Source organism: Actinomycetospora termitidis (assembly GCF_030286555.1).
Taxonomy (GTDB): domain Bacteria; phylum Actinomycetota; class Actinomycetes; order Mycobacteriales; family Pseudonocardiaceae; genus Actinomycetospora; species Actinomycetospora termitidis.
On record NZ_JASVWF010000001.1, the window covers coordinates 576,378 to 601,209 of the forward strand.

Annotated in this window: 21 protein-coding genes; 15 read left to right on the forward strand and 6 right to left on the reverse strand. The window is 74.1% G+C overall.

Features of this window, described 5'->3' with window-relative positions:
* The first annotated feature begins 91 nt into the window (after window positions 1-91).
* From QRT03_RS02855 to dnaB, 9 genes are all read left to right on the forward strand, one after another.
* Window positions 92-499: a DUF5318 family protein gene (locus tag QRT03_RS02855; RefSeq protein ID WP_286050947.1), complete on the forward strand. Its 408-nt coding sequence runs from the start codon at window positions 92-94 to the stop codon at window positions 497-499.
* A 75-nt stretch (window positions 500-574) separates the two neighbouring features.
* Complete coding sequence (locus QRT03_RS02860; RefSeq protein ID WP_286050948.1) at window positions 575-3,277, forward strand: transglycosylase domain-containing protein; 2,703 nt, start codon at window positions 575-577, stop codon at window positions 3,275-3,277.
* Window positions 3,278-3,282: 5 nt separating this feature from the next.
* Window positions 3,283-4,890 (forward strand): glycosyltransferase family 87 protein, encoded by a 1,608-nt coding sequence (locus tag QRT03_RS02865; protein WP_286050949.1) that lies wholly within the window; start codon window positions 3,283-3,285, stop codon window positions 4,888-4,890.
* Window positions 4,891-5,077: 187 nt separating this feature from the next.
* The gene (locus QRT03_RS02870) at window positions 5,078-6,100 is read left to right on the forward strand and encodes a hypothetical protein (RefSeq protein ID WP_286050950.1); all 1,023 of its coding nucleotides are present in this window, start codon (window positions 5,078-5,080) and stop codon (window positions 6,098-6,100) included.
* Between the two features lie 149 nt (window positions 6,101-6,249).
* Window positions 6,250-6,582, forward strand: a complete 333-nt coding sequence (rpsF, locus tag QRT03_RS02875) for a 30S ribosomal protein S6 (RefSeq protein WP_286050952.1) — start codon at window positions 6,250-6,252, stop codon at window positions 6,580-6,582.
* On the forward strand, window positions 6,582-7,127 hold the full coding sequence (locus QRT03_RS02880) for a single-stranded DNA-binding protein (protein WP_286050954.1): 546 nt from the start codon (window positions 6,582-6,584) through the stop codon (window positions 7,125-7,127). The genes rpsF and QRT03_RS02880 overlap by 1 nt, the downstream gene beginning before the upstream one ends.
* Window positions 7,128-7,160: 33 nt before the next feature.
* Window positions 7,161-7,397 (forward strand): 30S ribosomal protein S18, encoded by a 237-nt coding sequence (gene rpsR, locus QRT03_RS02885; RefSeq protein ID WP_018330393.1) that lies wholly within the window; start codon window positions 7,161-7,163, stop codon window positions 7,395-7,397.
* A gap of 17 nt (window positions 7,398-7,414) precedes the next feature.
* Window positions 7,415-7,867: a 50S ribosomal protein L9 gene (gene rplI / locus QRT03_RS02890; protein ID WP_286050956.1), complete on the forward strand. Its 453-nt coding sequence runs from the start codon at window positions 7,415-7,417 to the stop codon at window positions 7,865-7,867.
* Between the two features lie 536 nt (window positions 7,868-8,403).
* Entirely contained in the window at window positions 8,404-11,028 is a 2,625-nt protein-coding gene (gene dnaB / locus QRT03_RS02895; RefSeq protein ID WP_286050957.1) for a replicative DNA helicase, read from the forward strand.
* A 7-nt stretch (window positions 11,029-11,035) separates the two neighbouring features.
* Here the strand turns inward: dnaB and QRT03_RS02900 are convergent, their stop codons facing one another.
* Window positions 11,036-11,986, reverse strand: coding sequence for a pyridoxal-phosphate dependent enzyme (locus tag QRT03_RS02900; protein WP_286050959.1), 951 nt, complete (start codon window positions 11,984-11,986; stop codon window positions 11,036-11,038).
* Window positions 11,987-12,123: 137 nt separating this feature from the next.
* Between QRT03_RS02900 and QRT03_RS02905 the strand changes: the two genes are divergently transcribed.
* Complete coding sequence (locus QRT03_RS02905) at window positions 12,124-12,282, forward strand: hypothetical protein (RefSeq protein ID WP_286050960.1); 159 nt, start codon at window positions 12,124-12,126, stop codon at window positions 12,280-12,282.
* On the opposite strand, the gene QRT03_RS02910 is transcribed toward QRT03_RS02905, so the two are convergent.
* From QRT03_RS02910 to cutA, 3 genes are all read right to left on the reverse strand, one after another.
* Entirely contained in the window at window positions 12,283-13,311 is a 1,029-nt protein-coding gene (locus QRT03_RS02910) for a sigma-70 family RNA polymerase sigma factor (RefSeq protein ID WP_286050961.1), read from the reverse strand. It lies immediately after the preceding gene.
* Between the two features lie 123 nt (window positions 13,312-13,434).
* Window positions 13,435-14,670, reverse strand: coding sequence for an MFS transporter (locus QRT03_RS02915; protein WP_286050962.1), 1,236 nt, complete (start codon window positions 14,668-14,670; stop codon window positions 13,435-13,437).
* Between the two features lie 11 nt (window positions 14,671-14,681).
* The gene (cutA, locus tag QRT03_RS02920) at window positions 14,682-14,996 is read right to left on the reverse strand and encodes a divalent-cation tolerance protein CutA (protein ID WP_286050963.1); all 315 of its coding nucleotides are present in this window, start codon (window positions 14,994-14,996) and stop codon (window positions 14,682-14,684) included.
* A 44-nt stretch (window positions 14,997-15,040) separates the two neighbouring features.
* Between cutA and QRT03_RS02925 the strand changes: the two genes are divergently transcribed.
* Window positions 15,041-16,468 carry an MFS transporter gene (locus tag QRT03_RS02925; protein WP_286050966.1) on the forward strand — a complete coding sequence of 476 codons (1,428 nt, stop codon included), beginning with the start codon at window positions 15,041-15,043 and terminating at the stop codon, window positions 16,466-16,468.
* A gap of 152 nt (window positions 16,469-16,620) precedes the next feature.
* A complete protein-coding gene (locus tag QRT03_RS02930; protein WP_286050968.1) occupies window positions 16,621-17,487 on the forward strand; it encodes an aldo/keto reductase in 867 nt (288 codons plus the stop codon).
* A 93-nt stretch (window positions 17,488-17,580) separates the two neighbouring features.
* Here QRT03_RS02930 and QRT03_RS02935 read toward each other — a convergent pair whose 3' ends face one another.
* Window positions 17,581-19,230 (reverse strand): SDR family oxidoreductase, encoded by a 1,650-nt coding sequence (locus tag QRT03_RS02935; protein ID WP_286050970.1) that lies wholly within the window; start codon window positions 19,228-19,230, stop codon window positions 17,581-17,583.
* A 400-nt stretch (window positions 19,231-19,630) separates the two neighbouring features.
* On the opposite strand from QRT03_RS02935, the gene QRT03_RS02940 reads away from it, so the two are divergent.
* From QRT03_RS02940 to QRT03_RS02950, 3 genes are all read left to right on the forward strand, one after another.
* Window positions 19,631-20,176, forward strand: a complete 546-nt coding sequence (locus QRT03_RS02940; protein ID WP_286050971.1) for a hypothetical protein — start codon at window positions 19,631-19,633, stop codon at window positions 20,174-20,176.
* A 186-nt stretch (window positions 20,177-20,362) separates the two neighbouring features.
* Entirely contained in the window at window positions 20,363-20,956 is a 594-nt protein-coding gene (locus tag QRT03_RS02945) for a DoxX family protein (RefSeq protein WP_286050972.1), read from the forward strand.
* Between the two features lie 96 nt (window positions 20,957-21,052).
* Window positions 21,053-22,327, forward strand: a complete 1,275-nt coding sequence (locus QRT03_RS02950) for a D-arabinono-1,4-lactone oxidase (RefSeq protein ID WP_286050973.1) — start codon at window positions 21,053-21,055, stop codon at window positions 22,325-22,327.
* Here QRT03_RS02950 and QRT03_RS02955 read toward each other — a convergent pair.
* Window positions 22,270-24,675, reverse strand: coding sequence for an FUSC family protein (locus tag QRT03_RS02955; protein ID WP_286050974.1), 2,406 nt, complete (start codon window positions 24,673-24,675; stop codon window positions 22,270-22,272). The two genes, QRT03_RS02950 and QRT03_RS02955, sit on opposite strands and share 58 nt — an antisense overlap.
* Window positions 24,676-24,832: the final 157 nt, after the last annotated feature.

A 24,832-nucleotide genomic window follows, 5' to 3' on the forward strand; every position in this document is an offset into this window, starting at 1 on the left:
TATCGCGCCGATACATCGGGACCTCGTCGCCGACGATCTCGTCACAACGCACCCGGCGCGCCCGGCCGTCCCGCTGGCTACGCTGGATCGCGTGCGGAACCCCCGGCAGGTCGTCGACTACGCGTTGCAGCGGCGCGCGCACCTCGCCGACGTCGCCGCCGGACGCACCTCCACCGACGACGCCTGCGACGCCGGGGCCTACCTGCTCCAGGCCGCCTCGTACCACGGGCTGCCGACGACGACGCCGTGCCCGATCTGCCGGCGCGAGGAGCTGACCAACGTCTCGTGGGTGTTCGGGGACCGGCTCGGTCCGGTGTCCGGATCCGCCCGTTCGGCCGACGAGATCGCTCGGTTGGACGACGCGGCCGGGGAGTTCACGGTGCACGTCGTGGAGGTCTGCCGCACGTGCCGGTGGAACCACCTCGTACAGTCCTACGTCTTGGGAGCGGACGACGCCTCGGGCTCGGGCCGCCGTCGGCGTCGGACGGCCTCGCCCTGACGTCGCCACGGCGGGCGTGAGGCCGACGGAGTCCGCGACCGGCAGAGCCGTCCGAGCTGTTCCTGGAGGCGCCACGTGACCGACGACCGTCGAGGAGACCGTCGTCCCGTCGGTGGCTCCGCGCCCCCGTCCCCGGGGCCCGCCGCCCCGCCCCGTCCGGCGCAGCGCAACCTCCCACCAGGCTGGACGGCCGCACCCCCCGGACCGCCGCCCGGGCCGAACGGCCGCCGCCCCGACGCACCGCCTCCCCGCGGCCCGCAGGGCGCGCCGCCCCCGGCGCCGACCCGCACCACCGGACGCCACGGGTCCGAGTCGCCGCCACCCGCCGTCGGGAACGGGCCGGAGGGGACCCGCGTCGGCGGTCCCTTCCCCGACCCGCGCCGGCCCGGTGGGGAGCAGCGGCCCGAGCCGCGGCTGCTGACCCACGACGCGTCGCGCCCGCTGGTGACCGCGGCCACGGCCGCTCCCACCCGCGCGAACGCCGCGACCCGGACGGGCGCCCGCCCCGGCACGGCCCCGACCGCCGCGACGGAGGTCGTGCAGGGCACGGCCGCGCCGGGCCGCAGCGGCACGCGCACCCCGCCGCCGGGCACGCCGCCGCGGGGCACCGACGGCGACGACGACCAGCCCGACCCGAAGCGCCGGAAGCGCCGCATCCGCCGCGTGATCTACGTGCTCGTCGGCCTGCTCGTGCTGGGCCCGATCCTGGCCTTCGCGATCGGCTGGATCTTCTTCCGGATCCCCAGCCCGGACGACGCGACGAACAACCAGGTGGCGACGATCTCGTACGCCGACGGCTCGTCGATGGCGAGCCTGACGCAGGCCGAGGGCAACCGGATCAAGGTCCCGCTCTCCCAGGTGCCGCTCCCCGTGCAGCACGCCGTGGCCTCGGCGGAGGACCGGAGCTTCTACACCAACTACGGCTTCGACCCGATCGGCATCGCCCGCGCCGCGTGGAACCAGGCGCAGGGCGGGGTCGGCGGCGGGTCGACGATCACCCAGCAGTACGTCAAGAACGTGCTGGTGGGCGACGAGTACTCGTACTGGCGCAAGTACCGCGAGGTCGTGATCGCGGCCAAGATCAACCAGGAGCAGTCGAAGGAGCAGATCCTCGAGAACTACCTGAACACGATCTACTTCGGCCGCGGGGCGTACGGCATCCAGGCGGCGTCGCAGGCCTACTTCGGCCGCGACGTCGCGACGTTGAACCCGTCCGAGGGCGCGATGCTCGCCGGGCTGATCCAGGCCCCCTCGAAGTGGGACCCCGCCGTCGACCGGGGCGGGTCGGAGCAGCGCTGGAACTACGTCCTGGACGGCATGGTCGCCCAGAACTGGCTCGCGCGCGCCGACCGGCAGGCCGCGGTGTTCCCGACGACGATCCCGCCCTCGCAGCGCCGGTCCGGCATCCCGGACAACGACCGCGGCCACATCGTGTCGGCGGTGAAGGACGAGCTCGCCTCCTACGGCATCACCGAGCAGCAGGTGAACCAGGAGGGCCTCAAGGTCGAGACCACGGTCGACCCGAAGCTCCAGCAGCAGGCCGCGGACGCGGCGGTGAAGACCCTGCAGGGCCAGCCGGCGAACCTGCGGACGTCGCTGGTCTCGGTCGAGCCGGAGACCGGGGCGATCAAGGCCTACTACGGCGGCAAGGACGGCTCCGGGTTCGACTACGCGCAGGCCAGGCGGCAGCCGGGTTCGTCGTTCAAGCCCTTCGTCCTGCTCGCCGGCCTCGAGCAGAACCCGCCGATCGGCCTGGGCAAGACCTACGACGGGTCGTCCCCGAGGGAGATCGCCGGCACGAAGATCGCGAACTCCGAGGGCGAGAGCTGCGCGAACTGCGACCTGAAGACGGCGATGACGCTGTCGATCAACACCGTCTTCTACCAGCTGGGTGTGGACGTCGGACCGCAGAAGGTCGCCGACGCCGCGCACCAGGCGGGCGTGTCGGCCCCGCTCGAGGGCGCCACCGGCGGTATCTCGATCGGTGACAAGGAGGTCCGCCCGGGCGACATGGCGTCCGCCTACGCGACCTTCGCCGCCGACGGCCAGTACCACCGCCCGCACATGGTGACGCGCGTGACGACCGCGGACGGCCGGATCCTCTACGACGGCGGGGTCCCCGCGGTCGAGCAGCGGATGAGCCAGCAGCTCGCGCGCAACGTCACGGAGTCCATGCTCGACGTGGCGTCGCACTCCCAGATCGGCCTGTCCGGCGGCCGACCGGTGGCGACCAAGACCGGCACCGTGCAGTCGTCCCAGGAGGGCCAGAACAACGACGCCTGGACCGTCGGGTACACCCCGCAGATGTCCACGGCGGTCTGGGTCGGCACGGACGACAACTCGCCGATCAAGACCTCCAACGGCAAGCCGATCTACGGCCGCGGCGTGCCGGGCCAGATCTGGCAGCGGTTCATGAACCAGGCCCTGCGCAGCGAGCCGGTGGAGCAGTTCTCCGACTTCAAGGCGATCGGCACCCCGCCGGCCCCGCCCGCGCCCGCCACCCCCACGCCCGATCCGAACAACCCGGACGGCCAGAACAACGGCCAGTACTGCGTCGACGGGGTGTGCGTGAACTACGGGGACGGGCAGAACGGGAACAACGGCGACAACGGCAACGGCCAGAACAACGGCAACAACGGGCAGAACGGCGACGGCCAGAACAACGGCCAGAACGGCAACAACAACGGGGACAACGGCGGGAACGGCAACCAGCCCGACAACGGCGGTGACGGCGGCGGCTTCGGGGACATCTTCGGCGATCGTGGCGGCGGTGGCTGACCCGCGTGTCCGCTGACGCCCCGCCGACGCGCAGCCGCGCACACGACCCGGAGTCGCTGGACGCCGAGTCGCGCGTGCTGCCCGCGCACGACGACGGGTTCGTGCGGGCCGCGAGCGCGAGCGTCGGCGGCCCGATGGGGGCACACGCCGTCGTCGGGCGGGCCGCGTTCTTCACGCCGCTGCGGGTCGTGCTGCTCCTCGCGACGATCGTGCTCGCGCTGGGCTGGTTCGCGAAGTCCCCGTGCCTGCAGCAGTACGTGGACGACTCCGGGCAGCTCCAGCTCGACTGGCGTGACAGCCGCCAGTACGTCGCGATGTGCTACTCGGACACCGTCCCGCTCTACACCGCCGAGCGGCTCGACGCCGGCGGCGTGCCGTACGTGACGAACTGGGTCGACCAGCGCGACGACGGCACCACGCAGGTCCGGTACATGGAGTACCCGGTGCTCACCGGGTTCTTCCAGTGGGCCAACGCGCGCCTGACCGCCGGCTGGCTCGCCGTCGGGCTGCCCTCCGCGCTCCCGGTGGTCGTCTACTTCGACCTCTCGGCGTTCTGGCTGGCGCTGGCGTGGCTCGGCGTGATCTGGGCGATGGTGCGGCTGCGTCCTGGCCGGCCGTGGGACGCCGCGATCGCGGCCACGTCCCCTCTGGTGGCGGTGCACGCGTTCACCAACTTCGACACCCTCGCGGTTGCCGGGGCGACGCTGGGGATGCTCGCCTGGTCCCGACGACGGCCCGGGCTGGCGGGCGTGCTGCTCGGGCTGGGCGCCGCGGCCAAGCTCTACCCGCTCTTCCTGCTCTTCCCGCTGCTCCTGCTGTGCCTGCGGGCGGGCCGGATGCGCCCGTGGTGGGTCGTGACGGTGACCGGGCTGGCGTCCTGGGCGGTGGTCAACGGGCCGGTCGCGGTCCTGGCGCCGACCGGGTGGTGGGAGTTCTTCCGCCTCAACTCCACCCGGGCGGCGGATCCCGACTCGATCTACAACATCGTCTCCGCGTCCACGGGGTGGCCGGGGTTCGACGGCACGCTCGCGAGCGGGCAGACCCCGAGCGTGCTGAATGCGGTGACCGCCGTGCTGTTCGCGCTCTGCTGCGTCGCCGTCGCGGTCCTGGTGTGGCGGGCGCCCACCCGGCCCCGCCTGGCGTCGATCGCGTTCCTCGTCGTCGCGGCGTTCCTGCTGACGAACAAGGTGTGGAGCCCGCAGTACTCGCTGTGGCTGATCCCGCTGGCGGTGCTCGCGTACCCGCGCTGGAAGCCGCTGCTCGCGTGGATGGCGCTGGACGCGTTCGTGTGGGTGCCGCGGATGTACTACTACCTCGGCACGAACAACAAGGGCCTGCCCGCGCCCTGGTTCCACGGGGCGGTGCTGCTGCGCGACCTGGCGGTCGTGGCGGTCGCGGTCCTGATCGTGCGGACCGTGCTCCGGCCCGAGCTCGACCCGGTGCGACGGCGGGCCGGGCGACCCGGGCCGGTGCGCCCGGGCGCCGACCCCGACGGCGGGGTGCTCGACGGTGCCCCCGACGCCGCCTGGTTCGACCGACGCCGCGGGGCCGGCCCGGCCCCGGCCACGAGCGACCGTCCACCCGCCGTCGCCACCCGATCCGGGCGCGATTGAGCCCGGCCGGCCCAGGCCGGTCCGCACCCGCCGTCGCCTGACCGTGACGGTCCGGTGATGGTCGCGTCACCTCCGGAGCAGTGCGTCGTTGGGGTTCTCGTCGCTCCCTCCACGACGCCGCACGGGGCATGCGTGTCGGTGGACCGGGACGGCCGGGCAGCGTCGTTGTGAGAAGGGGTCCGATCTGATGGGTGCGCGGTTCTCGCGTCTGGTGTCGGTGGCTGCGGCCGGAGGTGTCCTCACCGGCGCCCTGCTGCTCGGAGGTGGCGTGGCGTCCGCGGCTCCGGCCGCGCCGGGCGACGTCGTCCCGGCCCGCTGCGGCCAGACGGTCAAGGCCGAGGCGGGTGACACCGTGAAGGTGAGCCCGCCGCTGGGTCTGCCGTTCCTGGTGCCGATCACCGAGGCGGCCGGGCCACTGCAGTCGATCACGAAGCCGCTGACCGGGCTGCTCTGCTCGGTGCAGGTCCAGCTCGTCGAGCCGGTGACGGCGGGTGTCGCCGCGGCCGTGCCGCAGGCCGCACCGCTGGCGGCCGCCGCCGAGCAGGGCACCGCGAAGGTGCTCGGCAACGGCGCGCCGAAGCAGACCGCCGCCGCGACCGCGCCGACGGCCGCGGCCGTCGCGCCGCCCGCCCCGCTGGTCGCCGCCGCGCCGGCCCCCGCGCTGCCCCCGGCCGCGCTCGCCGCGGCCGCTCCCGCGTTCGCGCCGTCGTTCAACGCGCTGCCCTCGTCGTTCCTCGGCGCCACGGCACCCGGGTCGGCGCCCGCCGGGCTCCCGGCCTACGACCCCGGCCAGCTGCTCGGTTCGGCGTTCCCCGGCCTCAAGGCGGGGGCGCCCGCCTACCTCGGCTACGACCCGGCCAGCGCCGTGACCACCGCCAGCCAGGTCCAGGCCCTGCCGGTCGACGGTCTGTCCGGTGGCATGGGCGTGCCGGTGATGATCGCGGTCCTGGCGCTCGCCGGTGTGGCCGCCTTCGTCGTCCGCTCCATGGTCCTGCGGCGCGCCGCGGCGGCGGGCTCGTCGGCGGGTGCCGCACCCGCCGTCGCACCCGTCGTCACGAAGGAGCCGGAGGACGACGACGAGTACACCGCGGCGGCGATGGAGGAGCTCACCGCCGTGCACGGGGACGCCCCGCAGTCGCCGGCGGTCGGCTTCCCGGTCGCCCGTCCCGAGGCGGACGAGACCGAGATGATGGGAACCACGCGCCGCTGAGCTGCGTCGGGACCCACGAGGGTCGTCAACGGGCGGGTCGGGGTCTTCCCCGGCCCGCCCGTCGTCGTATGCGGGCCCGCCCGTAGACTGGGCGGACCGAGTTCCCTCCTGCCACGGATCGTCCGTGGCCACCAGTCCATAGGAGGTGAGTGGTACTCGTGCGCCACTACGAAATGGTCGTCATCCTCGAGCCCAGTCTCGACGAGCGCACCGTCGCCCCGTCCCTGGAGACGTTCCTCAACGTCATCCGCAAGGACGGCGGCACCGTCGAGAACGTCGAGGTCTGGGGCCGTCGACGTCTCGCCTACGAGATCGAGAAGAACGCCGAGGGCATCTACGCCGTCCTCGACGTCAACTGCGAGCCGAAGACCATCAAGGAGATGGACCGGCAGCTCGCGCTGAACGAGTCGGTGCTCCGCACCAAGGTCATGCGCCGCGACCCGGCCGCCGCGACGCGCCGGGGCAAGGCCGGCGCGAGCTGATGGCTGGCGACACCGTCATCACCGTGGTCGGCAACCTCACCGCCGACCCGGAGCTGCGGTTCACGCCGTCCGGCGCCGCCGTCGCGAACTTCACCGTCGCGTCGACCCCCCGCACCTTCGACCGCCAGAGCGGCGAGTGGAAGGACGGGGAAGCCCTGTTCCTGCGCTGCAACATCTGGCGACAGGCGGCGGAGAACGTCGCCGAGTCGCTGACCCGCGGTGCGCGGGTGATCGTGCAGGGCCGACTCAAGCAGCGTTCGTTCGAGACCCGTGAAGGGGAGAAGCGCACCGTCATCGAGCTGGAGGTCGACGAGGTCGGCCCCTCGCTGCGGTACGCGACCGCGTCGGTCACCAAGGCCAGCCGCTCCGGCGGTGGGCAGGGTGGCGGCGGGGGTGGCTACGGCGCCGGGAACGGCGGCGGCTACTCCGGCGGCGGCGGTGGGTACGGCGGCGGCCAGTCCGGCCCGGCCGACGACCCCTGGGCCTCCGCGCCCGCGGCCGGTTCGTCCGGCGCCGGCGGGTACGACGACGAGCCCCCCTTCTGATTCCCCAGATTTAGACCAGGAGACAGAGACACCATGGCGAAGCCGCCGGTGCGCAAGCCCAAGAAGAAGGTCTGCGCGTTCTGCAAGGACAAGAACCAGCTGATCGACTACAAGGACACCAACCTCCTCCGCAAGTACATCTCGGACCGCGGCAAGATCCGCGCCCGCCGGGTCTCGGGCAACTGCTCGCAGCACCAGCGGGACGTCGCCGTCGCCGTGAAGAACTCGCGTGAGATGGCGCTGCTGCCCTACACGTCGACCGCGCGCTGAGGAAGGGGACCCACGCGATGAAGCTCATCCTCACCGCCGACGTCGCCAACCTCGGTGGCCCCGGAGACCTCGTGGACGTCAAGGACGGCTACGGGCGCAACTTCCTGCTGCCCCGCGGGCTGGCGATCGTCGCCACCCGTGGCGCGATGAAGCAGGTCGAGACGATCCGCCGCACCCAGGAGGGCAAGCGGATCCGCGACCTGGACCACGCCCGCGAGGTCGCCGGCGAGATCCAGGAGCTCGGCAAGGTCACCGTCTCGGCCAAGGCCGCCGGCGAGGGCGGTCGGCTGTTCGGCTCGGTCAGCCCGGCCGACATCGTGACCGCGGTGAAGACCGCGGGCGGGCCGAACCTCGACAAGCGTCTGGTCGAGATCTCCGGGCACATCAAGACCACCGGGTCGCACTCGGTCCACGTCCGGCTCCACCCGGACGTCCGGGTCGAGCTCCCGTTGGCCGTGCAGGGCACCTAGGCCCCACCGCACCACCCACCTCGGGCCCCGGACCGCGTCGTCGGTCCGGGGCCCGACGTGTGTCCGGGCCCGGCCGCCGATCGGCAGCTGGTCTCAAGGTCTCCCTCACACCCTGTGGACGAGACGGTGACGGTGCGCCGAGAGGTCACCCGCGCGTCACCGGGCCGTCCGCCGCGCGGTGTCGGCCGGTCGTCTCGACGGAGGGTGAGCGTGTCGCGACACGCCGAAAACGATCGTGCGGCGACATGCCGATCCACTTGTTGTCCCCAGCATGCACATCGCGCTGACCTGCACGGACGCCGAATCCGGGCGACTTGCCAACAGGTTGTCCCCAGGTGTGCCCACCACGGGTGCCTGTGCATCGTGATCGGTCCCCAGCCCATCAACAGGGACGTGCACACCACCGCCTACCGGTGCCCGGGGCGGCGGCCCTAGCGTGCGCGTCGGCGGTGGGCGGCGGTGACTGTCGGACCCTCGTGCGAACGTGTGTTCGACGGGCCCGGAGGTCCGGTCGCAGACGGTGGGAGGAGCAATCGGTGGCGGTGCTCGACGAGCGGGGCGCGGGCGGGCGCGACGGCGGCTACGGCGGTGGGCGGTCCCGGTCCGGTGACGGCGAGGGGCGCCCGGAGTTCGACCGGCAGCCCCCGCAGGACATCGCGGCCGAGCAGTCCGTGCTCGGCGCCGTCCTGCTGAGCAAGGACGCGATCGCCGACGTCATCGAGCTGCTCAAGCCGGACGACTTCTACCGGCCCGCCCACCAGACGGTCTACGAGTGCGTCCTCGACCTGTACGGCCGCGGCGAGCCGGCGGACGCGGTCACCGTCTCCGCCGACCTCGAGCGGCGCGGCGAGCTCCTGCGGGTCGGCGGTGCGCCGTACCTGCACACGCTGATCGCGAGCGTGCCCACGGCGGCGAACGCCTCGTACTACGCCGAGATCGTGGCCGACCGCGCCGTCCTGCGGCGCCTGGTCGAGGCGGGGACGCGCATCGTCCAGCTCGGCTACCACGGCGGGGACGGCGCCGACACCGACGACATCGTCGACCGCGCCCAGGCCGCCGTCTACGAGGTCACCGACCGGCGCGTCACCGAGGACTACGTGGCCCTCGAGGACGTCCTGCAGCCGACGATGGACGAGATCGACGCCATCGCCTCGCGGGGCGGCGTCTCGTTCGGTGTGCCGACCGGGTTCGCCGACCTCGACGACGTCACGAACGGTCTGCACGCCGGGCAGATGATCATCGTGGCGGCGCGCCCGGGTATCGGGAAGGCACTCGCGCTGGACACCCCGCTCGCGACCCCGACGGGCTGGACCACGATGGGCGATGTCGCCGTCGGCGACGAGCTCATCGACGCCGACGGCCGCCCGACCCGGGTCATGGCGGCGACCGAGGTGATGGTCGGGCGCCCGTGCTACGAGGTGACGTTCTCCGACGGCACCGTGATCGTCGCGGACGCGCAGCACCAGTGGCTGACCGACACCCGGGCCTCCCGTCGCTCGGCGCGCGTCCCGGCCGGCGTGCGCACCACCGAGGAGATCGCGGCCACCCTGCGCACCCCGACGGCCGACGCCCGCCTCAACCACTCCGTGGACACCTGCCGCGCCCTGCAGCTCCCCGAACAGGAGCTGCTCGTGCCGCCCTACGCCCTCGGCATCTGGCTCGGCGACGGCACGACCGACGCTGCGAGCTTCACCAGCGCGGACCCGGAGGTCGCGGCCCTGATCGAGGCCGAGGGGCTGCTCGCGCCGAAGCTGGGTACGCCGATGCGCTACGGCCTGCGGCTGCCGGTGGGCCCGGGGCCCGCCCAGCGAGCCTGCGAGGTGTGCGGGGCCGCCTTCGTCCCGGCCACCTCGCAGGTGCGCACCTGCGGGCAGTCATGTGGTGGGAAGGCGCGCTTCGTCTCGGCTCCGGTTCCGGTCCCGACCTGCCCGGACTGCGGCATCGCGACGTCCGGTCTCGTCCGGTGCCAGAGCTGTCACCACGCTCACGGCACCGTGCAGGGGCGTCTGCGCACCCTCGGTGTGCTGGGTGACAAGCACATCCCCGCCGCCTACCTCCGCGCGTCCGAGGCCCAGCGGCGTGCTCTCCTCGCGGGCCTGCTGGACTCCGACGGCACGGTACTGCCGAAGGGTGTCGTCCAGTTCGCGGTCGTCCACGAGCGGCTCGCGCGCGACGTGGCGGAGCTCGTGGCCTCGCTGGGATTCCGGTGCTCGGTCACCACGAAGGCCGTCCGGGGGCGTACCGAGGCGTCGAGCACGGCCCATCTGGTCACCTTCAGCACCACCGAGCAGGTCTTCCGGCTCGAGCGGAAGCGGCTCGCACACAAGGAGCGGAGCCGGGCGACGTCCGACGTCCGGACGAGCCGACGCTACGTCACCGACGTCCGCCCGATCGACTCCGTGCCAGTCCGCTGCGTGGAGGTGGACAACGCGGACCACCTGTATCTCGCGGGCCGGGCGATGGTGCCCACGCACAACTCGACGCTCGGACTCGACTTCGCCCGCTCGGCGAGCGTCAAGCACGGCCTCACGAGCTGCGTGTTCTCGCTGGAGATGGGCCGGACGGAGATCGTCATGCGCATGCTCTCGGCCGAGGCGAAGATCCGCCTGGCCGACATGCGCGCCGGCACGATGACCGACGACGACTGGACGCGGCTCGCCCGGCGGATGAGCGAGATCTCCGAGGCGCCGCTGTTCATCGACGACTCGCCGAACATGACGATCATGGAGATCCGGGCGAAGGCCCGGCGGCTCAAGCAGCGCCACGACCTGCGGTTGATCATCCTCGACTACATGCAGCTGATGACCTCCGGCAAGAAGGTCGAGAGCCGGCAGCAGGAGGTCTCGGAGTTCTCCCGTCAGCTCAAGCTGCTGGCCAAGGAGCTGGAGATCCCGCTGGTCGCGATGAGCCAGCTGAACCGCGGTCCCGAGCAGCGCACCGACAAGAAGCCGCAGCTCTCCGACCTGCGTGAGTCCGGGTCGCTGGAGCAGGACGCGGACATGGTCATGCTGATCAACCGCCCGGACGCCTTCGAGCGCGACGACCCCCGAGCCGGCGAGGCCGACATCATCCTGGCCAAGCACCGCAACGGGCCCACCGCGACGATCCCGATCGCGCACCAGCTGCACTACAGCCGGTTCGCCGACCTCGCCCGGGGCTGAGCCGCGGTCAGGCCAGGCCCCCGTCGGCCGCGCGGGCGAGGGCCTGCGGGTGACCGAAGAGGCCCGGGAGCCCGCCGGTGTGCAGGAACACCGTGCGGGCGCCCGGTCGGACGGTGCCGTCGGCGACGGCGGCGACGAGACCGGCGAGGGCACGTCCGGTGTAGACGGGGTCCAGGACGATGCCCTCGGTGCGCGCGGCCAGGAGCATCGCCTCGGCGACGGCGTCGGTCTGTGTCGCGTAGCCGGGCCCGACCTGGTCGAGACGCAGCCGCAGCTCTTCCGCCCGGATCGGGCGGGCGACGGGCAGGCCGTCGAGCAGGCCCGTCACCACCGGGAGGGGGTCGGCGAGCGCACCGGTGTGCACCGCGAGCACGGCCCGTGGGCCCAGGGCCGCGACGAGACCCGCCGTCGTGCCGCCGGAGCCGAGTGCGACCACGACCGTGTCGAGGTCGGGGACCTGCCCGCGGAGCTCGCGGCCGGCGTCGACGTACCCGAGGGCGCCGGCCGGGCTGGACCCGCCGAAGGGGATCAGCACGTTGCCGGGACGTGAGTCGGCGATCTCGGCCGCGGTCCCCGCGAGGCCGTCGTGGTCGACGTCGCCCGCCCAGACGATCCGCGCGCCGAACAGGGCGTCGAGGACCAGGTTGCCGATCGCGGGCTCGGGCTCACCGGGGAACACCAGGATCGCGTTCAGCCCCGCCCGAGCCGCGGCCGCGGCGGTCAGCCGGGCGTGGTTGCTCTGCGGCGCTCCGGTGGTGACCAGGGTGTCGGCACCGTCCGCGACCGCCGCACCCACAGTGTACTCGAGCTTGCGCACCTTGTTGCCACCGCCGCCGAGCCCGGTGAGGTCGTCCCGCTTGACGACGAGGTCGTCCGGGCCGAGCCCGAGTGCCATGGCCAGGCGGGGCGCCGGCTCGACGGGGGTCGGCCAGGTGCCCAACGACAGTCGCGTCTCCACGCCGCCCATCGTTCTCCCCGGGTCACGGTCGTCGGCGGGCGGCTCGGGCGCCGTCGGAGATCCGGCCGGTCGGAGAGGTGACACGGGCCACTCCGCGGGTAGCCGACAGGGTCCCTCGACGACGAAAGGACTCCGTCATGAGCAACGAGAACCAGACCGACCGGTCGACCGTCGTGCCCCCGGCCGCGCCGCTGACCGGGGTGAACACCGAGCCGGACCAGCCGGAGGTGTCCGAGGTGTTCCCGGCCGGCGAGGCCGCGTCCGAGGAGCACCTCGAGAGCAACGACCGCCGCTGATCAGCCCAGCGCGAGCGGGAGACCCGCCGTCGTGAAGTGCTCCGGGCCGATGAACGAGGTCAGCCCGGCGATGCGGTCGCCGCGCAGCGTCAGCACCGTCAGCGACCAGGCGCGGAACGCCTCGTCCTCGGCACCCTGCGCGACGGCGGGACCGTTGAGGTAGAGCGCGACGGCCGGTTGGCCGTTCGAGGTGGTCACCACCGTGCGCCAGGTGCCGCAGTCGCCCAGGGGCACCGCGCGGGTGAAGGCGTCGACGTCCGCGTGTCCGGAGTACCAGCCGGGCAGCGGCGGCATCGACCACGTGACGTCCTCGGTGAGCAGGGCCACCAGCCGGTCGGCGTCGCCCTGCTCGAGCGCGGCCGCGTAGCCGGCGACGACGGCCCGCAGCCGTGCGTCGTCGACCTCGGTGAGCGTCCGTGCCTGCGACACCGGCGGGACCTTCTCGGCGACGATGCGCCGGGCCCGCTGCAGGGCGGAGTTCACCGAGGCCGTGGACGTGTCCATCGTCGTCGCGATCTCGGCGGCGGAGAACCCGAGGACCTCGAACAGCAGCAGCGCCGCCCGCTGGTTCCCGGGCAGGTGCTGCAGCGCGGCGACGAACGCCAACTCCACGGACTCGCGTTCCTCGACGGCGAGCGCGGCGTCCGGGTAGGGCGTCAGCCACGCGACCTCGGCCGGGGTGTCGTCGACGACGGGCTCCGGCGACGCAGGCCCGAGGTCCATCGGGAGGGCGCGCCGGCCGCGGGCCGCCGCCAGGTCCAGGCAGGTGCGGGTGGCGACGGTGTAGAGCCAGGACCGCACGGTGCTGCGGCCCTCGAAGCGCGCGATCCCGCGCCACGCGCGGAGCAGGGCGTCCTGCAGCGCGTCGTCGGCGTCGTGGACCGACCCGAGCATCCGGTAGCAGTGCGCGTGGAGCTCGCGGCGCAACGGTCCGACCAACCGGTCGAACGCCGACGCGTCCCCCTGGCGTGCGGCCGCGAGGTCGGCATCGCCGTCCGTCGTGCTGTCTCCCGCGAGGACGGCGTCCATGTCCCGAGTGTGCCGTGCGGCGGTGTCCGATTTCGAGCGACGGGGCCCATCGGTCGGAAGAGCCGACCATGGGCGCCCACGGCCGGGAGCGGCCGCTCGTGGCGAAGGGCGCCCACGGCCCGTCTACTCGACGGAAGGGGCCCTTCGCTCAGCGGGCGGTGCCGCGGGCTCCCGCCCCAGTGGCACCACGACGACCACGGTCGCCGCGAGCAGCAGCACGAGGAACCCGACCGTCGCCGACCAGCCCCCGGCGCCGAACACCACGCCGCCGAGGGTGCCGCCGACCGACGAGCCGACGTAGAACGAGAACAGGTACATCCCGGAGGCGAGGGCCCGGGCGTGCTCGGCGCGCCGGCCGACCCACGCCGAGGCGACCGCGTGCCCGGCGAAGAAGCCGATCGTCAGCAGGGCGAGGCCGCCGACGACCAGCGCGAGCACGGGCGCCAGCATCGCCACCGCGCCGAGGGCCGCGACCCCGCACGCGGCGAGCACGGTCGTCCGCGAGCCCCACCGACCCGAGATGCGGCCCGCCACCGAGGACGTCACCGTCCCGACGGCGTAGAGCACGAACACGAACCCGACGACCAGGTCGGGCAGCGAGAACGGCGGGGCGAGCAGCCGGAAGGCGACGAAGTTGTAGGCGCACACGAACGTGCCGGTGAGCAGCAGTGCGACGGCGAACAGTCGTCGCAGGACCGGGTCGGCCAGGTGGTCCCGGGCCGCCGCGAGCAGGGTCGAGGCCGCCACCGGCCCGGGCGTGAACCGGCGCGACGGCGGCAGCACCAGCCAGAACACGACGAGGCACGCCGCGGAGACCGCCGCGATGCCGCCGAGGGCGAGGCGCCAGGACCCGGTGAGGTCGTTGATCGCGCTCACCACGATCCGCCCGCCGAAGCCGCCGATCGAGTTCCCGGCGATGTAGAGCCCCATGACGCCGCCGAGGTGCCCGCCGTCGATCTCGTCGGCCAGGTAGGCCATCCCCACGGCCGGCAGCCCGGCGAGCGCGGCTCCCTCGAGGGCGCGCAGCACTAGCAGCAGCCACAGCGCCGGCGCCACCGCCGCGGCCAGCCCCAGCACCACGGCCGCCGTCAGGGACCACAGCATCACCGGCCGCCGTCCCCACCGTTCCGAGAGCGCCGACGCCGGGACGATGGCCAGGGCCAGCCCGCCGGTGGTGACCGACACCGACAGCGACGCGGTGCCGGGCGAGATCGCGAAGACCTCGACCAGCCGCGGCAGCAGCGGCTGCGAGGCGTAGAGCAGCGCGAACGTCGTGAACCCGGCGAACAGCAGCCCGACCGAGATGCGCCGGAAGCCCGGGTCGCCCCGCCGGAGGGCCGGTGCTTCCGTGACGGTCATCGTTGCTCAGGCTAACCGGACGATTCGTCCGCGACCCACGTCAGATACGTCTCATGGCCGCCGACGACGGGCAGCGCGACCACCTCGGCCACGTCGTAGGAGTGATTCCCGACGATCCACTCGGTCACCTCCGGCACCCGGGTCGTCTTCACGACGAGCTGGTACTCCGGCTCGACCGACACCGAGCCCTCCCAGCGGAACACGCTGCGGACCGGGCCGACGATCTGCACGCAGGCGGCGAGGCGGGCCTCGACCAGGCCGCGCGCGAGCCGCTGGGCCTCGTCGTCGGAGTCGGTGGTGGTGATGACGACAGCGGTTCCGGCCACGGACCCGTCCTACCCCGGGGTGCGGCACGCCTACGCTCGTTGCCATGGCGAACGATCCCCGCGACGGTGCCCGGCACCGGTGGCTCGTCCTCGCGATCTGCTGCACGAGCCTGCTCGTGGTCTCGATGGACAATACGATCGTCAACGTCGCGCTCCCGGTGATCCGCACCGACCTGGCGGCCTCGATCACGGAGCTGCAGTGGACGGTCGACGCCTACACGCTGGTCCTCGCGTGCTTCCTCATGCTCGCCGGGGCGACCGGCGACCGGGTCGGGCGCCGGCGCACCTTCCAGGTCGGGCTCGCGGTGTTCGGTCTCGGGTCCCTGCTGTGCAGCCTCGCGCCGTCGGTGGGCTGGCTGATCGCCGCGCGGGCCGTGCAGGGGGCCGGCGGGACGATGCTCAACCCGATCGCGCTGTCGATCGTCACGAACGTCTTCGTCGATCCGCGGGAGCGGGCGCGCGCGATCGGCATCTGGGGCTCGGTGGTGGGGATCGCCCTCGGGCTCGGGCCGGTGCTGGGCGGGGTGCTGACCGAGGCGGTCGGGTGGCGGGCGATCTTCTGGGTGAACGTGCCGGTGGTGCTGGCCGCGATCGTGCTGACGGCCCGGTTCGTGCCGGAGTCGCGGGCCGCGCACGCCCGGCGGGCCGACCCGGTCGGCCAGGTCCTCGTCGTGGTCCTGCTCGGGTCGCTGACGACGGCCGTGATCGAGGCGCCCCGCCTGGGCTGGACCTCGGGCCTCATCCTCGGTCTCGGCGGCGCCGCCCTGGTCGCGCTGGTCGCCCTGCTGGCCTGGGAGCGTCGCCGCCGGGAGCCGCTGCTCGAGCTCGGCTTCTTCGCAAGCGTCCCGTTCTCGGGCGCGACCGTGGTCGCGGTGTGCGCCTTCGCCGCGTTCGGCTCGTTCCTGTTCCTCTCCACGCTCTACCTGCAGGACGTGCGCGGGCTCTCCGCCCTCGGGGCCGGGCTGATGCTGCTGCCGGCGGCGGTCACGGCGACGGTCTGCGCGCCGTTGTCCGGGCGACTGGTCGGCACCCGCGGTTCGCGCCCCTCGCTGGTCGGCGCCGGGATCGCGATGACGGCCGTCGCGGTCCTGCTCACGCAGGTCGGCCCGACGACGCCGACCCCGGTGCTGCTCGTGGCCTTCGGGGTGTTCGGGATCGGCTTCGGGCTGGTCAACCCGCCGATCACGAACACCGCGGTCAGCGGGATGCCGCGCGCCCAGGCCGGCGTGGCCGCGGCGGTCGCCTCGACCAGCCGTCAGGTGGGCCAGACGTTCGGGGTGGCGGTCAGCGGGACCGTCGTGGCGGCCACGGTGTCGCTCGGCGTCGGGCTGCCCCGGGCCTGGGCGGTCGTGGTGTTCGCGACGGCGGTCGTCGGGGTGGTCGGAGTCGTGGCGACGACCGCCCGGGCCCGGGCGAGCGCGGAGCGGGTCGCCGCCCGCTTCGCGGACGAACCGGTGCCCGCCGCAGCATGACATCACCCCATGTGACATGTGCAGACGGCATCGGCGAGGGATCCGACCGCAGGACGGGTCCGTCCTGGGAGATCGCCCACTGTGTCGGTCGGGCCGTGCCGGGGAATGACACGCTGATGGTCCGCGCCAGCACGCGGGGAAGGAGATGCCACGTGACGACGACGCAGTCACCGGCGGCCGCGGCAGGGACGTTCCTGCTGGGCGGGGAGTTCACGGTCCGACGCCTCGGGTACGGCGCGATGCGCCTGACCGGCGAGGGCATCTGGGGCCCGCCGAAGGACCACGACAACGCCCTCGCGGTGCTCCGCCGCGCGGTCGAGCTCGGGGTCGACTTCATCGACACCGCCGACTCCTACGGCCCGTACGTGAGCGAGGAGCTCGTCCGGGAGGCGCTGTACCCCTACCGCGAGGTCCGGGTCGCGACGAAGGCCGGCCTGCTGCGCACCGGGCCGAACCGCTGGATCCCGTGCGGGCGCCCGGACTACCTGCGCCAGGAGTGCGAGATGAGCCTGCGCCGCCTCGGTGTGGAGACCATCGACCTCTTCCAGCTGCACCGGGTGGACCCGCACGTCGCCGCGGACGAGCAGTACGGCCTGCTCGCCGACCTGCAGCGCGAGGGCAAGGTCCGCCACGTCGGCCTGTCCCAGGTCTCGGTCGCCCAGATCGAGGCCGCGTCCACGATCGTGGACGTGGCGTCGGTGCAGAACCGCTACAACCTCGTCGACCGGTCCTCGGACGCGGAGCTCCGGCACTGCACCGAGCACGGCATCGCGTTCATCCCCTGGGCCCCGGCCGACGCCGGCAACCTCGCGCAGGAGGGCAACGCGGCGCACGACGTGGCCGTCGAGCTCGGTGCCACCCCGGCGCAGGTCGCGCTGGCGTGGCTGCTGCAGCGCAGCTCGGTCATGCTGCCGATCCCCGGCACGGCCTCGTTGGAGCACCTCGAGGAGAACTGCGGGGCCGGGGCCCTGGAGCTGCCCCGCGCCGCCGCGGAGCGCCTGGACGCCGCCGCCTCCTGACGCCCTCCCCGACCGTACGAACGGCACTCTCGCGCCCAGAGAAGCTGCGAGGGTGCCGTTCGGCTCGTCGGGGGTGCCGCCGAGCGGATCCGCTCAGGCGCCGACGCGGCTGCGGGCCTTCTCGGCGTCCCGCCGTGCCCGGTCGCGGCGGCGGCGACGCACCGCCGCGACCGGACCGTGCCCGTCGTCGGGAACGGCGAGGGGACCGTTGCCCTCGGCGAGCTCGGCGGCGGCGACGATCCGGCGCTCCATGCCGCCGAAGACCAGGACGTGGAACGGCGCGATCACCCACCAGTAGGCGTGCCCGGCGAGCCCGCGAGGCAGGAAGATCGCCCGCTGGCGGTAGAGCGCCCCCTCGGGGCGCGGGGCGACGCGCAGCTCGAGCCAGGCCAGGCCGGGAGCCTTCATCTCCGCGCGCAGGCGCAGGAGGTACTCGCCGTCCTCCAGGTCCGGGACGGACTCGGAGGAGCCCTCGACGTCGGCGGGCCCGCCCTCGACGCACTCCTCGACCCGCCACCAGTCGAGCGCGTCGCCCACCTGGAGGGTGTCCTCGTCGCGCCGGCCGCGGCGCAGCCCGACCCCGCCGACGAGGCGGTCGATGATCCCGCGGGCCTTCCACCCGATCGGGAACGAGTACCAGCCGCGGTTGCCGCCGATCCCGACGATCACGTGCCACAGGGTCGCCGCGGACGCGGCCGAGCTGCGCTCGCGGACGTCGGTGTAGACGGTGCCGCCGGCCCACTCCGGGTCGGAGGGCAGCGGGTCCGAGGGCAGCGGGGCGGACGGGGCGTAGCGGGCGTTCGCGCCCGACCACCGGGTCTCCACCTGACCCTCGCGGATGCGGGTGAGGGCCAGCTCGACGGCGCGTCGGAAGGTGGTCAGCCCGCCCTCCGGCGCCGGGATGTGGTCGTCGACGTCGTGGTCGGACGCCACGACCTCGTGCACCAGGGAGTCGATCAGGGGTACGGCCGTGGACCGGGGCACCGGGGTCACGAGGTTGACCCAGTGCGAGGACAGCCGCGGCGTCAGCACCGGCACCGGCAGCATCCGGCGCGGCGGCAGCCCCGCCACGTCCGCGAACCCCTCCATCATCTGCAGGTAGGTCAGGACGTCCGGTCCGCCGATGTCGAAGGTGCGGTTCACCTCGGGCGCGAGGTCGACCGCGCCGACCAGGTAGTGCAGCACGTCGCGGATCGCGATCGGCTGGACGCGGTGGTGCACCCAGCTCGGCGTGAGCATCACCGGCAGGCGCTCGGTGAGGTAGCGCAGCATCTCGAAGCTCGCCGAGCCCGACCCGAGGATGACCGCGGCCTGCATCACCGCGGTCGGCACGCCGGAGCGCAGGAAGATCTCGCCGACCTCGGCGCGGGACGCGAGGTGCTCGGAGAGCTCGACCCCGGCCGGGTGGATGCCCCCGAGGTAGACGATCCGGCGGACGCCGGCGTCACGGGCGGCCTGGGCGGTGATCAGGGCGGCGTGCCGGTCGACCTCGGCGAACCCCGACTCGGACAGCGAGTGCACGAGGTAGAACAGGACGTCCGCGCCCTCGCACGCCGCGCGCATCGCGTCCTCGTCCAGCACGTCGCCCGCGACGATCTCCACCGCGTCCTGCTGGGCCCAGGGGATGTCCTTCATCTTCGCGGGGGTGCGCACCACGCACCGCACCTCGTGCCCCTCGGCCGCGAGCCGCGGCGCGAGCCGTCCGCCGATGTAGCCGGTCGCGCCGGTCACCACGCACTTCACGGAACCGATCGTCCCGGTTGACGCGTGCGGCCGCAGCGTCGACGGGCGCGCCCGACGTGCCTCGATGGGGTGTGCCACCACCGTGCGCATCCACTCGATGGGGTGGCCGACCGGCCGTGTGCACCTCGCGGAGGCGGGCGACTCACCCGGGTGCCCGGTCGAGCGCGTCGACGTGACGGCGGGTGATCACCGACCGGAGGAACGACACGGATGTGGTTCTGCTCCTGTGGAGTGACACACGACCAGGGGGTCTTCGGGCGTGTCGCGATTCGTTCGGCGCGTCGCCCGAAAGGTGCGCCTGCGGGCTGCCGTTGCCCCTCATGACGCGAGCGAGCAACGGGCGCTGCCGTTCGTCGCAGCGTCAGCAGGACCGTGTGGTTCAACGGCGGAGGTGGGGAACATGTGGGTCTGGCGCGACGAGACGGTGCGCGGCGGATGGCGTCTCGACGACACGGGGTCGTGGAGGTACGACGAGCCCGCGCGCCTGGAGTCGGTCGGGGCACCGGGTCGCCGGGAGCGTCCGGAGGCCGACGCCCGGGTCCGTGAGCAGTGGGCGCGGGAGCGGTTCCTGGCCGACCAGAGGGCGCGGCGGGAGCGGCTGCGTCCCGCGCTCGCGTCGACCCCGGGCGACCCGTTCGAGGCGGAGCCGATCTTCCGGTCGGTGGCGCACGAGGTGCGCGAGGAGCGTCGCTACGAGGACGGCCGCTACCGGCACGCGCCCTCCGACCGCGGCGCCCGCATCCCCGAGCCGCACCCGGGTTCGGGTCCGTTCCCGGCCCAGGACGGCGGCCGTCGCCGGCTCGCCCCGGTCGACGAGGTCCCGCCGCCCGGCGTGGGCGACTTCGACCCGGCCGTCTCCCCCGAGGAGGAGATGCGCCGCCGCGCCGAGCGCCGCCGGCGCCCGCAGGCCGAGCCCGCCGGCGGGCGCCACGTCCTGCGTCGCTGAGTCCCTGGACCGGGCCCGTCGGGGGTGTCCGGCACAGCGCGATCGACCGACCACGGGCCCCACCGCCGCACGACCGGCGGGCGGGGCCCGTCGTCGTTCCCGTCGGGCCGGCGAGGTGTGCCCGCCGACGGGGAGGGGTATCGCCCCGGCCAGCGTCGGAACCCTGACCGCCTGGAGGTCCCCCACATGCTCGTCCGCCGACTCGCCCGGCCGATGCTGGCCGCGATTTTCATCAAGGGCGGGATCGACACCCTGCTCAACCCGGAGCCGCGCGTCGGGAAGGCGGCCCCGAAGATCCAGCAGGCCGAGAACCTCGTCGGCGACAAGCTCCCGCCGCAGGCGCCCACCCAGCCGGACCAGCTGGTGCGCATCGACGCCGGGGTCAAGATCGGCGCCGGGGTGCTCCTCGCGCTCGGCAAGTTCCCGCGGATCGCGTCCCTGGCGCTGGCCGCGAGCGTCATCCCGACGACCGTGGTCGGCCACGCCTTCTGGGAGTACGACGGCGAGGACCGCACGGCCCAGGAGCAGCACTTCCTCAAGAACCTCGGGCTGCTCGGCGGGCTGATCCTCGCCGCGGTCGACACCGAGGGGAAGCCGTCGCTGGGCTGGCGGGCGCGCCGGGCGTCGCGGAAGCTCGCGAAGCAGACCCGGGAGCTGACCGGCTCGTCCTCGGACACGGACTTCTCGGAGTTCGCCGAGAGCGCGAAGTCCGCCGCCGGGACCGCCGGGGCCACCGCCCGCGACGCGGTGGACGTCGCGATCGGCAAGTTCGCTGCCTGATCTGGGCCACACGGCACGGCCCTCCTGCTGCGTCCGGCGCAGCGGGAGGGCCGTTCCTGCGTTCCGGGTCGGTCGCGGCCCCCTAGGGTGACCCCGGTGTGGACGAACTGGTCGGGCGGGCAGCGCTGCCGGCCCGTCGCGACCGCGCGGCCCCTCGACGAGGCCGGCGTCGCGGGCGTGATCCGCCGTGCGGCGCAGCGCGGGCAGACGGTGCGTCCGGTCGGCGCGGGCCACGGCTTCTCCGACCTCGCGGTGACCGACGGCGTCCACCTCGACTGCTCGGCCTTCTCCGGCATCACGGGCGTGTCCGCCACGGCGGGCGGCTCCGCGGCCACCGTCCGGGTGCGGGGCGGGACGACGGTCGGCGAGCTCCAGGAGGCCCTCGCCGAGCGCGGCCTCGCCCTCCCGGTCCCCCTCGACGTCGGCGCCCCCACCCTGGGCGGTGCCCTCGCGGTCGGGGCCCACGGCAGCGCCTCGACGGTCGGCTCGATCGCCGAGCAGGTGATCGCGCTGCGGCTGGTCGACGGTCGCGGCGAGGTGCGTGACGTCCCGCGCGCGGACCTCGACGCCGCCCGCACCGCCCTCGGTGCCCTCGGGGTGGTCCTCGACGCCGAGCTCCTCGTGGTCCCGGCCGCCCCGATCACCGTGACCCGGGCCCAGCGACCGGTCGACGAGGTGCTCGACCCGGCGTTCTGGGAGGCCCACGACCTCGCCGAGGCGGCCCTGTTCCCGTCGTCGGGGACCGCGCTGGCCCGCTGGGCGGGCGCCGCGGAGGGGGAGGAACCGGAGCGCGGGGTCGGGGTCACCAGCGCCGGGGCCACCGGACGCACCGCCCTCGGTGGCGCGGTGGTCGTCGAGCGGGCACTGCCGCGGCTCGCCCCCTCACTGAACCGGGTCGTCTCCCGGCTGGCGCGGACCGTGTCGGCCACGGGCGCAGGTCACCGGGTCCTCTCCGACCCGCCCGCGGTGCGCTACGAGCAGGCCGAGTGGGCGGTGCCGCGCGAGCTGCTCGTGCCGAGCCTGCGGGACCTCCTGCCGCGGCTCGCCGACGGGCTCGAGACCGGGCTGCCGGTGCGGATGCGGGTGGGGCCGGCCGAGCGGGGCTGGCTGCACCCGGCGTACGGCCGGGACACCGGGTGGGTGGCCGTACGGATCCCGCGCGGCACCGACCCCGGCCCGGTCCTCGCCCGGACGGCCGCGGTGCTGCGCGCGCACGGCGGACGCCCGCACTGGGGGACCCGCCACGACTTCGACGCGGTCGACGTCGCCGCCGCCTACCCCCGCTCCGCCGACTTCGGCCGGGTCCGCGACGACTACGACCCGGACCGCGTGTTCACCAACCCGGCCCTGTCCCGGCTGCTCGGCGACTGACCGTCCTCCGGGGCGTCGGGGTCCCGGGCGGCCCCGAGGTCGACCGCGAGGGCCACGACGGCCTGGTCGATCCGGCGCAGCAGCCGCGTGACCACCAGGGCGTCGTTGCGGCGGCGCGGGTCCTGGCTGCGCGCGGCCTGTTCCTCGGCGCGGTCGACCAGATCCTCCGCGGAGTGCACCAGGACCTGCCCGCCGTCCGAACGCCGCTTCCCCCGGACGACGACGTCGCGCAGCCCGTCGAGGTTCGCCCGGACCGCGGCGAGCGCCGGTTCGAGCGTCGGGGCCCAGCCCGGCGTCGGGTCGGAGCCGAGGTCGGCCGCCGTCCGGGTCATCGAGCGGGCGTAGTGGTCGACGATCGTGAAGACCCGCAGCGCCCGTCGGTGGCTGGAGCGTCCGCGGCGCTTCGGGGTGTTCACCATCAGCGGTCGGGCCCGGGCGCGCAGCGTCGCGAGCGCGGTGTCCATGTCGCGGGCGCCGTCGAGCGCCGCAGGGGTGCCCGCGCCGCGCCCGACGATCGTCGCGACGGCGGCGTCGAGCACCCCGTCGGCCGCGTCCACGAACGCCTCGACGGCCTCGCCGAACGCCTCCCGCGTGCCCTTGGGCAGCACGAGGAAGGCCGCGACGACGCTCGCGAGGACACCGAGGAGCGTCTCCTCGATGCGCAGCACCAGCGTCTGCACGCTGAACTGTCCGATCAGGCCGTACACCAGCGCGAGCACCGCGGTGATCCAGAACGCCAGCATCCCCGGCGAGAGGCGGACCAGGTACAGCGCGAGGAACGCGCAGCCGAACAGCAGCACGAGCGAGACGACCCGGTCGCCCGCCGTCAGCGCGGCCAGCCCCATGCCGGCCGCCACCCCGCCGATCGTGCCGACCACCCGTCCCCAGCCCCGCGAGAGCAGGTCGCCGCGGCTCGCGGTGTTCGCGAAGACGACGAACGAGGCGATCACGGCCCAGTACCACCGGGTGGGCGCGAGCAGCTCCCCCAGCGTGATCGCGATCGTGGTGCCCACGCCGACCTGGATCGACTGGCGGGTGGTCAGGAGCAGGCCCCGGTCCGGGTCTCCCGACGACGGGTCGGTGCCGGGCCCGTCGTCCGACCCCGCCGGCCGGCCGGTGCCGATCCCGTCCGGTGCGGCCTGAGCGGCGACGGCGACCGGGTTCGCGGTCGTCGTCCGCGGCACCCCCGGCAGCTCGATCCCCTGCGTCATCGCCTCGCCGGGTCGGGCGGGGAGGTCCCGCTGCGCGTACTCCACCGAGTCCGCCACCCGGCGCACCGCGAACGCGGCGCGCTGCATGCGTTCGTGGCCCCGGCTGGTGTCCGCGACGAGACCGGCGACCGCGCCGCGGGCGTCGGCGAGCTCCTCGAGGATCGTGCGGTGCCCGACCTGACGGTCGGTGGCCCGCGCCAGGTGCCCGACGCCGGTGCGCAGGGCCGTGAGCGCGAGCGCGGTCGGGCGTTGTGCGTCGGCGCCCCGCACCATCCGGCGCACCGACACGCCGAGCCGCTCCAGGCCGAGCTCGGTGTCGACCACCCGCAGGGCGAGCAGGTCGTTCTCCAGCCCGGGCCACACGCGGTCGGCCGCGCTGTGTTCGAGCTGGTCCTCCACGAGCAGTGCGGTCTCGTTGAGCCGGCGCCGCGCCCGGTAGAGGCGCTCGAGCACGGCGTCGCCGACCTGCTCGTGCTCGTGGGGTCCCGGGGTCGACGCGGTGCCGTCCTGGGCCTCGGCGAGCACCTCGTCGACGCGCAGCACCATCTCGTGGGCGCGGGCCCGGAAGGCGTCGACCAGCCGGCGCAGCGTGCGCTCCGGGCGCTCGGCGAACAGGAACCCGCGCAGCAGCAGTGTCGAGGAGAGCCCGATGACCACCGCGACGCACAGCGCCGGCACCTGCGGCGGCTTCGCCTGGAGGAACTGCGTGAAGAAGAACGGCATGAAGGCCGCCATGCCGAGGGCGAAGCCGCGCGGGCCGAACCTCCGTACGTAGACGGCGGCGATCATCACGGCCACGAAGACGACGTCCGCGACCACCCGGTAGGGGGACAGCAGGGTCCCGGTGACCGTCGAGGCGAGGGCCGGCAGCGCCATGAGTGCGGTGGTGGCCCGCTGGCGCGGCACGGTCTTCTCGTTGACCGCGAGGTTGGAGATCATCGCGAGCACGCCGGCGAAGAGCACGACGGTGACCGGCTCGTCGGTGGCGACGGTGGCCCGCCCCCACGCCACCAGCCCGGCGGCCAGCGCCATCGAGGCCACCGCCACCGACGCGAGGCGCAGCCGGGCGAGCCCCGGGTCGGAGGTGACGAACAGCGTCCGCAGCGCCTCGAGGGCCCTCGTCGTCCGCGCGCCCACCCCGGACCCTCCCCTCGTCGCGGGCGGAGTCTCCCACGCGGTCCCCGGGAGGGGATCCACTCTCGACACGGTTACCCCGCGGTAATAGCCTGGGGTTACCCGCCGGTACGACCGGCTCCCGCCCGCCGCCACCGGACGGGTCTCCTCGACGGAGCAC

Bases quoted from the DNA above. Each gene is read 5' to 3' on its own strand.
- QRT03_RS02925 (WP_286050966.1), top strand. From the start codon at position 15,041: ATGGCGAACGATCCCCGCGACGGTGCCCGGCACCGGTGGCTCGTCCTC.
- QRT03_RS02910 (WP_286050961.1), bottom strand. From the start codon at position 13,311: ATGGACGCCGTCCTCGCGGGAGACAGCACGACGGACGGCGATGCCGAC.
- QRT03_RS02915 (WP_286050962.1), bottom strand. From the start codon at position 14,670: ATGACCGTCACGGAAGCACCGGCCCTCCGGCGGGGCGACCCGGGCTTC.
- QRT03_RS02880 (WP_286050954.1), top strand. From the start codon at position 6,582: ATGGCTGGCGACACCGTCATCACCGTGGTCGGCAACCTCACCGCCGAC.
- QRT03_RS02870 (WP_286050950.1), top strand. From the start codon at position 5,078: ATGGGTGCGCGGTTCTCGCGTCTGGTGTCGGTGGCTGCGGCCGGAGGT.
- rplI (WP_286050956.1), top strand. From the start codon at position 7,415: ATGAAGCTCATCCTCACCGCCGACGTCGCCAACCTCGGTGGCCCCGGA.
- QRT03_RS02945 (WP_286050972.1), top strand. From the start codon at position 20,363: ATGCTCGTCCGCCGACTCGCCCGGCCGATGCTGGCCGCGATTTTCATC.
- QRT03_RS02940 (WP_286050971.1), top strand. From the start codon at position 19,631: ATGTGGGTCTGGCGCGACGAGACGGTGCGCGGCGGATGGCGTCTCGAC.
- rpsR (WP_018330393.1), top strand. From the start codon at position 7,161: ATGGCGAAGCCGCCGGTGCGCAAGCCCAAGAAGAAGGTCTGCGCGTTC.
- QRT03_RS02905 (WP_286050960.1), top strand. From the start codon at position 12,124: ATGAGCAACGAGAACCAGACCGACCGGTCGACCGTCGTGCCCCCGGCC.